This is a genomic window from Anaeroplasma sp., from assembly GCF_034179385.1.
GTDB lineage: Bacteria > Bacillota_I > Bacilli_A > Acholeplasmatales > Anaeroplasmataceae > Anaeroplasma.
Map to the genome: position 1 here is coordinate 1 of NZ_JAXFPY010000007.1, position 8,688 is coordinate 8,688.

The following is an 8,688-nucleotide window of genomic DNA, read 5'->3' on the forward strand; positions in this document are numbered from 1 at the left end:
TCGTATAAAATGTGGGTTTGTCTCTGTTTTTGTTTTATTGGAAGTTACTAATTCTCGCATTAAATGTGAGATTCTTTCACTTTGTAATCACCTGGGAATCTTTTATGGATACAATAAAAAGAAAAAGAAATAATACTTCTAACTAAATATATTATCCTAGGCAGCCCTAGGATTTTTGTAGTTATAGTACTATTCCCATCATGATTTTAAATTTACTAATAAAAAATAAAAAGAGCTAGACGCATCCAGCTCTTTCAGGTATGATCCGGAGAAACATACCGCAATTCCCACTATTATTGTATCACATATTTTAAAAAATGTTACATTAATTTATACTTTTTACACCAAAAATATGAATTAATGTTTAATATAATTTTGCAGCTGTGATATTTTTCTTCTCAAATTAGTTGTAGTGAACATGTTATATATAGAAACCGGTAATTGATTGCGAACAAATTCTGTTATATCTTTAAAATCACTAACTATTTTTTTCATAACAGTTTTAGTGGTTCCAAGTTGCTTTAACACAAAAATAATCAGTACCAAATAATCGAATATTTCTTTAAATTCAACCTTTATCGAGGTTTCATTGAATAACATAGTCTTTACTGCACCACTAATTTCAGCAGTTTTAAATCTAGTATCAAAAATAATATTATTATGTGCAATTGCATTTCTCAAATCTTTTAGAGCAAAAATAATTCTATGTGGCATTTCTGCTGATGTATCATAAATAGTATTTATTCCGAATTCTTTAGAAAATTTCTTTCTTATTCTAAAATTTGAAGTTTTAACAAAATATCCAAAGTCACCTAAACTAATCATCTCAAACAATCCCCAGATAGGAATACTTTGGTCCTTTTGTTGATAATGCACAGCTATACTATTTTGATCATTATAAGCTTTAGATGATGTTCTCAAAAAACTATCTCTTAATTTATTTCTATCATTAACTGCTTTATCATATTTTTTTTGAGCTTCTTGTCTAGCATTACTACTATTAAATTTTTTGCCACTTAATGATAATCTTTTATAGTCATCTAGCACAGAATTAAATATCGTCATAAAATTTTCGCTACCCACATCATTTACTACGATATCCAACACTCTATTTTTCAAAGCAGTTTCAATAAACATTATTTGAGGATAAAATAACGCCTTTAATTGTGAATCATAATCATATATAGTTTTCACCTCATTGAAATCACTATAATTGATTGGATTAGAAGCTTTTTCAACAAATCTATAACCTTTATATCCATGATAGTATCCTATATTTTTTAATATTTGTTTCTGTTTACTACCACTTATATTTAACCCTTTCGAACGCAAATGAACCATCAAAGCATTAATTGTTTTAGGTTTGTCCATAATATCATCTCCCATGTTGATTAGATTATACAATTAAAATAGACATTTATAAATAATTATTTACATGTTATACACATTTTAAATTGTAAAATTCAAATTGATTTCATTAAATGGTGAAGGACTGCAAATTGCAGTCCCTAACTTTTGGTTTTATTTATTTTAAGGATGTCAGGTTTTGAAAACGGACATAACATTTCCTTCATTTTTTTGGCATCCTTAATTATATTCTTAATGTTAATAAAGCTATCCTAAAGGATATCTTGCCTATCGGCCTTTAAATAGCCTTCGGCATAATTGGCTTCGCCCTTTTGGTGTGGCCTACAATTGCCGAGATACCTGGGTGGGATTATGCGAAATATACCCTTCAACAATTAATAAAACTTTTTTATTCATTGAAAACACCATTAATATACATTTTTTCTAAATTATGAGCTTCTCTAATTTCTTTTGACGTTGAATCAAAAAGATTAGTAACCTTATTTTTGGTCATAATAAAACAACAATCCGGTCTTGTTAATTTATTTTGCATCAAATATGTATTATGCGTAGTTAATATTGTTTGAAATTGTTTATTTTTATTTAATCTAGATACAATTTCTCGTGCTGATTCATAATGAAAAAACGCATCGAATTCATCGATAAATAAGAATGAAATTTGATTAAATGATGAAATGCTCCAAATAAAATATAAAAACAATGCCATAGTACCAGTTGAAGCAATAGAAACAAAAGGAGCTTTTTTATCTTTAGAACCAAAATAGGCCATCAATTCAGGCTTACCATTAAATGGCTCAAAGCCAAGCGTATAATCCAAATCATTTGACTTTAAAAATTCTTCAAACTGTTTTGTTTTACCACTTTCATATAATCTATCAACAAGTAAAGAACCCCCGTTTGAAAAGCCACAATAATTGTTTCCATCAGAAAGGCATCTAAACCATAGCATATTCTCACAAAATTTCATCATTTTATACAATAATGATTCTAGATTATTTGGCTTATTTCTGTAAATATATTTTATAACTGATAATTTGTTATCAACCAAATCAATATTTAAATCGCCCTTCAGGCTTGAGTCAATATACTGATTATTCAAATCGAAATAATCATAATCAACAACAAGCCTACCGTTAAACATTAATCTCTCTCTTAGCAAGTAATCTTGATTCTTTTTTTGATATTCATATATAACAACGTCGTCATCAAACTGAAAATAATATTTAAAAGAAGCAAACTTTGCTTCAGATGCAATATTCAAATAATTAGATAAATATTTAATAGGCATTTTTTCTTTATCTGTCAAATGGCCAATTATATCAAACAATGCAATGCCAAGCGAACTTTTACCAATGCCATTTTTACCATAAATAATTGCTTTGTTTACAATACCATTTTTTACAAGTATAGAGTTAAATGAATAATCTCTAGCAGTTAAATCAAGTACAACTCTTTCATCAAAACCTTTAAAATTCTCTACTTCAAATCTCTTTAACATAGTCATCACCGATCCTGTGCTATATTTATATCATAATCCAGTAACCAAATCAATACATGCTCGTATTTTTTTTACGGTTTCGTATTTTTTTTACGATAGATTTTGTTTAAACCATATAATCGTTTGATAATTCATTTTAGATAAATGAGTAAAATATGATTCTTCCTTTAACGTCATACCAACAAATTCATATTCCTATGTTGAAAGTCCAATTTATTCTACATAAATCATACACTCGAATATTCATTTCGTGAATAGATTAAGTATTAATCAGATAATTAAAACTAATAACATAATATTTTATTATCTATTTCATTAAAATAATTACCAAAATAGCCAAGCGAGGTCATTCTACGCTTTCGACGAGCTCAACATCATCAGTGGGAAGTGACCTCCTTTTGAAACAAGTCTACCAATTCCTAATAAATAAAAAACCAATTTCACATATGATATGAAATCAGTTTTCGTTAACATTATTTATCAGAACAATTCTTTAAATCTTTTCTCTATAATTGTTTTTAAAAAGTTTTTATGATTATCTGTAATACAATCTAATGAATCTATTAAGTTATAAATCATAGATAAATCTATTCTATCTTTAATTCTAGCAATAGCATCATCACATTCTTCATACTCATGTGATTTTATAAACCTGTAATAATTAATTCTTTTACCATTATAAGATAATGCAGATGTTGGAAAATCGAATACTCTAGCATTAAGTTGAGCTTTATCATTTAAAATTTTTAATATTAATTCTTCATCCACTTGAGGATATAAGCATGATCCACAATCAAATACAGGGGCAATCTTAACGTCATCTGTTTGTTGATTATACAAAAAGCCCCAATTTCCGTTATGTCTATCCCAATTTCCAATTAATGCATCAACCGCAAACATATTCCAAAATACTTTTGATAATTCCACTGAATCTACCAAATATTGCTTTTCAATTGTTTCTAATACATCATTAATATCTGTTCCATATCCATTAGATTTAGAATCAATAATCTGATTTTTCACCGATGCGAAATCTTTTAATATATATCCATCGGTTTCAAAATCTTTGCATGCAACCGCGATTCTCTTAACTCCATTATATGTATATTCGCCAAGAATAGTTTCTTGAGCCTTAACACCTAGCATATTAAAAATATGTGATCCAATATATTCTGAAACGCATGAATTAGCATATGATAAATTATCATTTTTTGTAGCATGTGATGGTAGCTTCAACATATATAATTCACCATTAATCATTAAACTAATTTTATTTCCGTTTGCACCACCATAAGTTTTCTTTCTAACCTGATAGTCATTAAAATTCAAAAATTCCATATACTACCTCCACAAAAATTTATTTCGTAAATAATCAGCCTGTTCTTTTGAAATCAATGATTCAACTTCGCACACATTAATGCTACTATTTAATTCATCTAGATAACAATCCAATAATAAATCATTTTTCTTTCGACCTTTTTTTACTAATATTATTCCTTCCTTTAAAAACTCAGGAACCATTTCCTCGAATGCAGGATTATATTCTTCATATTCTAAATTTAATAATTCTTCAATCGTAATATTTAAGGCATTTGATAATTTAAGTAAAATTCTTCCACTACAATCAAATATATTACTTTTTCCACTTGAAATATCAAATAGTGTTGTCTTTGCAATTCCACTTTTCTTTGAAAGAGCATATATTGTATATTCTTTATTTTTTAACATTTCATTGAATTTCATTTTATCACTCCTACACCATATATTATATCGGTTTTCCGGCATATTATCAACTGGATTTCTTGATTTTATTAGTATTTAGAATAAATATCTTAAGTCGACTTTTTTCGATAATACTATGTATTGTACACGCCAAGAGACAAACCGATATTTTGTCAACGTGAGCCACATAGTTTTTAGAAGTGCTCCACATTTTAAATTAGTAATTTAATAGATTTTTTTATTATATTACTTCTAATATAATTATATCTATTTTGATCATCTATAGTTTTTTCAACTAGACTCTTCTTTTTTTGAGAATTATCTGAAACTAATAATAAAGCCATACCAGATTTATTCATTATTTTCAAGCATGAATAAAAAGCTGCAGTTTCCATTTCAATTAATTTAGCTTTTGTTGCTAATATTTCATCCATATGAGAATATTCTAATAAAATACTATCTGTACAAAAAACTTTTTCTTTTAAAATATTTATGTCATTAGATTTTAATTTTTCTATATTTTTATCAATTTCTTCTAAATTATATGGAATAATTTCACTTCCATACATTTTTTTCTCAAATTGCTTTTTAAAAAAAGGAGTTACTCCATCAAATGAAATACATTTTGAAGGTGTAACTAAAGATGCAATTTCAATATTTTTATCTATTGAGCCAACTGCTCCTATAAAGAATATTTTTTTAATATTTGCATTGGTAAGACATAACATACAATCTGTTAAATTGGAAGCTCCACTACCACATTGAATATATGCTATTTTTAAATTGTCAGTATATATTTCATAACTAGAATTATAAGAAGCTTTTTTTAATAAAATAATATTATCTTCATCACCAAATATTTTTTCTGGATACCATGATGGTGCAATAATTGCACAATCATAATACGTATCTTTATGAATTCCATAAACAGCAAATAAAATATCATCTATTAACTTAGCTTCCTCTGCTTTTTTTATAACTTCTTTAGCATCTAAATAATCTTCATCATCATATAATAATTCTTCAAATGGTACTTCTAATGCTAAAGCTATATTCTTAAGCTTATCTAATGTTATTCCATATCCGTTTTCTATCTTATAAAAAGCACTTCTATTAGAATACCCTAATTTATTTGCCATATCATCTAAAGTTAGATTTTTAGATAATCTTATTTTTTTTATTCTTTCACCTAAAGTCATTTTAATTATTCTCCTTTGGATAATTTAATAATATATTTAATTTATTAAAATATTCTATTTCTTTTTCTGAAGGATTATTACTTAAACGATTCTTAAATTTATCATATTCTTCTTTTGCATGCTTTAATGCATCTTCATGAGAAACTAAGCCTTTTCCAGATAATATATCTTTTCTATTCATTTTAATGAAATAGTCTAATTGATTTATCCAATCTACCATCTTCATTGGATGTTCTTCTATTGCTTGTAATTCTGCATAATCTAAATACATAGATACTAATCTATTTAATATATCTAATTCCTTTTCAGTTAAATAATTTTTAGCAACAACTGCATCTTCTAATAAAGGATAATCACCACCAAAATGTGTTAATCCCATGAAATCTTTGTTAGCATCAGCTCTTTCTTTAATTATTTCAGCAGCTGTATGCCCATGTGATGCCCAATGCATTTTATTCTGTACAGTTTTAAAAAACTCAATACTTAAATCACTTTTAGGATCATAATCTACACTAGTTGAAAAAATATCTAAAACTTGTCTCCAAAATACTCTTTCACTAGATCTTATATCTCTAATACGCGCTAATAGTTCTTTAAAATATCTTCCGCCACCATTTTGTTTTAATATATCATCATTTAAAGCGAAGCCTTTAATCATATATTCTTTTAAAGTTTCAGTAGCCCATCTTCTAAAATTAGTACCTATATTGCTTTTAACTCTATATCCAACAGCAATTATCATATCTAAATTATAATAAGCTACGTTATATATTTTCCCATCTAGGGCAGTAGTTCGATAAAATCGAACAACTGAATTTTTATCTAATTCCTCTTCCTTTAATATATTATTTATATGGAAACTCATTGTTGATTTTGAAACATTAAATAACTCACACAACTGTTTTTGGTTTAGCCAAACTGTATTATTTTCAATTTTTACTTCAATTTTATCTTTTCCATCCTCAGTTTTATATATTACAATATTACCAATTTTCTCAACCATAATATCACCAATTCTTTCTAACAATATTCGTATAATAAAACTACGAACAATTCATAGATATATTACACTTTTCTTTTTTGATATAATCAATTTAGACAAGCTTATATCAGACTTGTTCTACTACATAAAGCTAGACGTACTTTATGTAGTTGGTTGTGGAGACGTCTGTCACTATATTAGACACCCTTAGGTGAACTCGCGGTATAATATGTCTCCCTTCCACCTCTTGTATAACTAGGTCAATCAATTTGGATATGCGATTTTGCATAAACCAGTATCACAAAGCGAATATTAGTAGATAGAGTCACTTGGAAGTTTTTCAACCTAATATATACGTCTAGAAAACGAGGTGTTATATATGAATCCTTGTATAACAATTGATGTATCCAAGGAAACAAGTCATGTTCAAGGCTTTTTAGATAACAATGTACCACTATCAAAGCCTAGGAAAATTCTTCATACGAAGGAAGGTTTTTCAAACATTCTTACAGTCTGTAACCAAATAATTTATAGAACTGGGATAAAACCCACAGTCTTTTTTGAATATACTGGCGTATATCATAAGACCTTAATGGCTTATTTAAAAGCTAATAATTTGTCTTTCATTCCAATCCCACCGCTTGTGGCAGCTAAGGTGAGAAATTCAGATCTTAGGAATAAGAAAACAGATGCTAGAGATTGTAAAACCTTATCCTTTGTCTATTATGAGGATAAAGTTAAAAAATATTATGAACCAACCAAAGACGAGAAAAGACTTAAAGATTTGCAGCGTTACTATATGATAACCGAAAAACAATATCAGGAAATAACAGTTCATCTCTACGAGATGATTGATACCATATATCCTTTTTATAAGTCTATTATGAGTGAATTTGATTGCTTTACATCCCTCAAATTTCTTCAAAAATATCCTCACCCTGATTATGTTACCTCCCATAGAGAAAAAACATTAATCAAAGATTTTATGGAAATAACAGGTCATGCAGAGAAATATTCTACAAATGTCATACATAAACTTTTAAATGTAATTAATGACACAATTCCTGGGTGTAATAGTGATGATTTCGAAGTCGAAATGCTAAAGGATTATGCCACTCAAGCTTTATTCTATAAAACCAGATTAAATAAAACATTAGAAGAAATGAATAGGATCATAAACCAAGATTCTTCCAAAAAAACATTAGCCGAAAATATTGATTCTATTCCTGGAATTGCTATGAATACCGCAGTTAGATTCATAGCTGAAGTTTCTAATATAGATAGATTCAATTCATCTAAAGCTTTAATTGCTTTTGCAGGTACCGATCCTAACATAAGTCAATCAGGAATTATCGATGGTAAACATCTTTCAATAACCAAATGCGGAAATAAACGACTCCGCACAATTCTTTTCATAATGGTTCGTTCTATGATTCGAAAAAAAGTTTCTGCTAATCCTATCAAAGATTTCTATAAAAAGAAAACACAACTTGGTCTGCCACCTAAAGTTGTGTTAGTCGCCTGTATGAATAAATTACTTAGAATAATTTATCAACTAAACAAGACAGGCGAGGTCTTTGCCCTCAAATAGTATAGCACAACTTTATAAATTATTCATCCTCGGTTTTAAAAAAATCCGTATATCGAGGATTTTTACTCTTTATCTTGAGAAGATAAATATATTTTTTCATTTTATTTCAAAATATATTGACTTCTCTTCAATCAATTTTATCATAAAAAATAACACGTGTTAAGAGTCTAACACGTGTTTATTAGCAATTAATAATTTAAATACTTATCGCACAGATTAACTTTTTTCATTACGCTTTCTTAATAATTTATTTAATAAACCATATTTTTGACAATATAAAATCAATAATATTGCAGATGGAATTGCAAAGCATGCCGCAATACAACCA

Annotated in this window: 7 protein-coding genes; 1 reads left to right on the forward strand and 6 read right to left on the reverse strand. The window is 27.6% G+C overall.

The features are described from left to right. Positions 1-357 precede the first annotated feature (357 nt). The 6 genes from SPJ17_RS00260 to SPJ17_RS00285 all read right to left on the reverse strand — a co-directional run bounded on the left by SPJ17_RS00260 (position 358) and on the right by SPJ17_RS00285 (position 6,790). Positions 358-1,371 carry an Abi family protein gene (locus tag SPJ17_RS00260; RefSeq protein WP_321091579.1) on the reverse strand — a complete coding sequence of 338 codons (1,014 nt, stop codon included), beginning with the start codon at positions 1,369-1,371 and terminating at the stop codon, positions 358-360. Between the two features lie 385 nt (positions 1,372-1,756). Beyond that, a complete protein-coding gene (locus tag SPJ17_RS00265; RefSeq protein WP_321091581.1) occupies positions 1,757-2,866 on the reverse strand; it encodes an AAA family ATPase in 1,110 nt (369 codons plus the stop codon). A 480-nt stretch (positions 2,867-3,346) separates the two neighbouring features. After that, on the reverse strand, positions 3,347-4,204 hold the full coding sequence (locus tag SPJ17_RS00270; RefSeq protein WP_321091583.1) for a HipA domain-containing protein: 858 nt from the start codon (positions 4,202-4,204) through the stop codon (positions 3,347-3,349). Between the two features lie 3 nt (positions 4,205-4,207). After that, positions 4,208-4,609 carry a helix-turn-helix transcriptional regulator gene (locus SPJ17_RS00275; protein ID WP_321091585.1) on the reverse strand — a complete coding sequence of 134 codons (402 nt, stop codon included), beginning with the start codon at positions 4,607-4,609 and terminating at the stop codon, positions 4,208-4,210. Positions 4,610-4,800: 191 nt separating this feature from the next. Further along, positions 4,801-5,787 (reverse strand): helix-turn-helix domain-containing protein, encoded by a 987-nt coding sequence (locus tag SPJ17_RS00280; RefSeq protein ID WP_321091587.1) that lies wholly within the window; start codon positions 5,785-5,787, stop codon positions 4,801-4,803. 1 nt (position 5,788) lies between these two features. Continuing rightward, complete coding sequence (locus SPJ17_RS00285; protein ID WP_321091589.1) at positions 5,789-6,790, reverse strand: virulence RhuM family protein; 1,002 nt, start codon at positions 6,788-6,790, stop codon at positions 5,789-5,791. Between the two features lie 358 nt (positions 6,791-7,148). On the opposite strand from SPJ17_RS00285, the gene SPJ17_RS00290 reads away from it, so the two are divergent. Continuing rightward, on the forward strand, positions 7,149-8,360 hold the full coding sequence (locus SPJ17_RS00290; protein ID WP_321091591.1) for an IS110 family transposase: 1,212 nt from the start codon (positions 7,149-7,151) through the stop codon (positions 8,358-8,360). The last annotated feature ends 328 nt before the right edge of the window (positions 8,361-8,688 follow it).

Bases quoted from the DNA above. Each gene is read 5' to 3' on its own strand.
- SPJ17_RS00260 (WP_321091579.1), bottom strand. From the start codon at position 1,371: ATGGACAAACCTAAAACAATTAATGCTTTGATGGTTCATTTGCGTTCG.
- SPJ17_RS00270 (WP_321091583.1), bottom strand. From the start codon at position 4,204: ATGGAATTTTTGAATTTTAATGACTATCAGGTTAGAAAGAAAACTTAT.
- SPJ17_RS00265 (WP_321091581.1), bottom strand. From the start codon at position 2,866: ATGTTAAAGAGATTTGAAGTAGAGAATTTTAAAGGTTTTGATGAAAGA.
- SPJ17_RS00275 (WP_321091585.1), bottom strand. From the start codon at position 4,609: ATGAAATTCAATGAAATGTTAAAAAATAAAGAATATACAATATATGCT.
- SPJ17_RS00285 (WP_321091589.1), bottom strand. From the start codon at position 6,790: ATGGTTGAGAAAATTGGTAATATTGTAATATATAAAACTGAGGATGGA.
- SPJ17_RS00280 (WP_321091587.1), bottom strand. From the start codon at position 5,787: ATGACTTTAGGTGAAAGAATAAAAAAAATAAGATTATCTAAAAATCTA.
- SPJ17_RS00290 (WP_321091591.1), top strand. From the start codon at position 7,149: ATGAATCCTTGTATAACAATTGATGTATCCAAGGAAACAAGTCATGTT.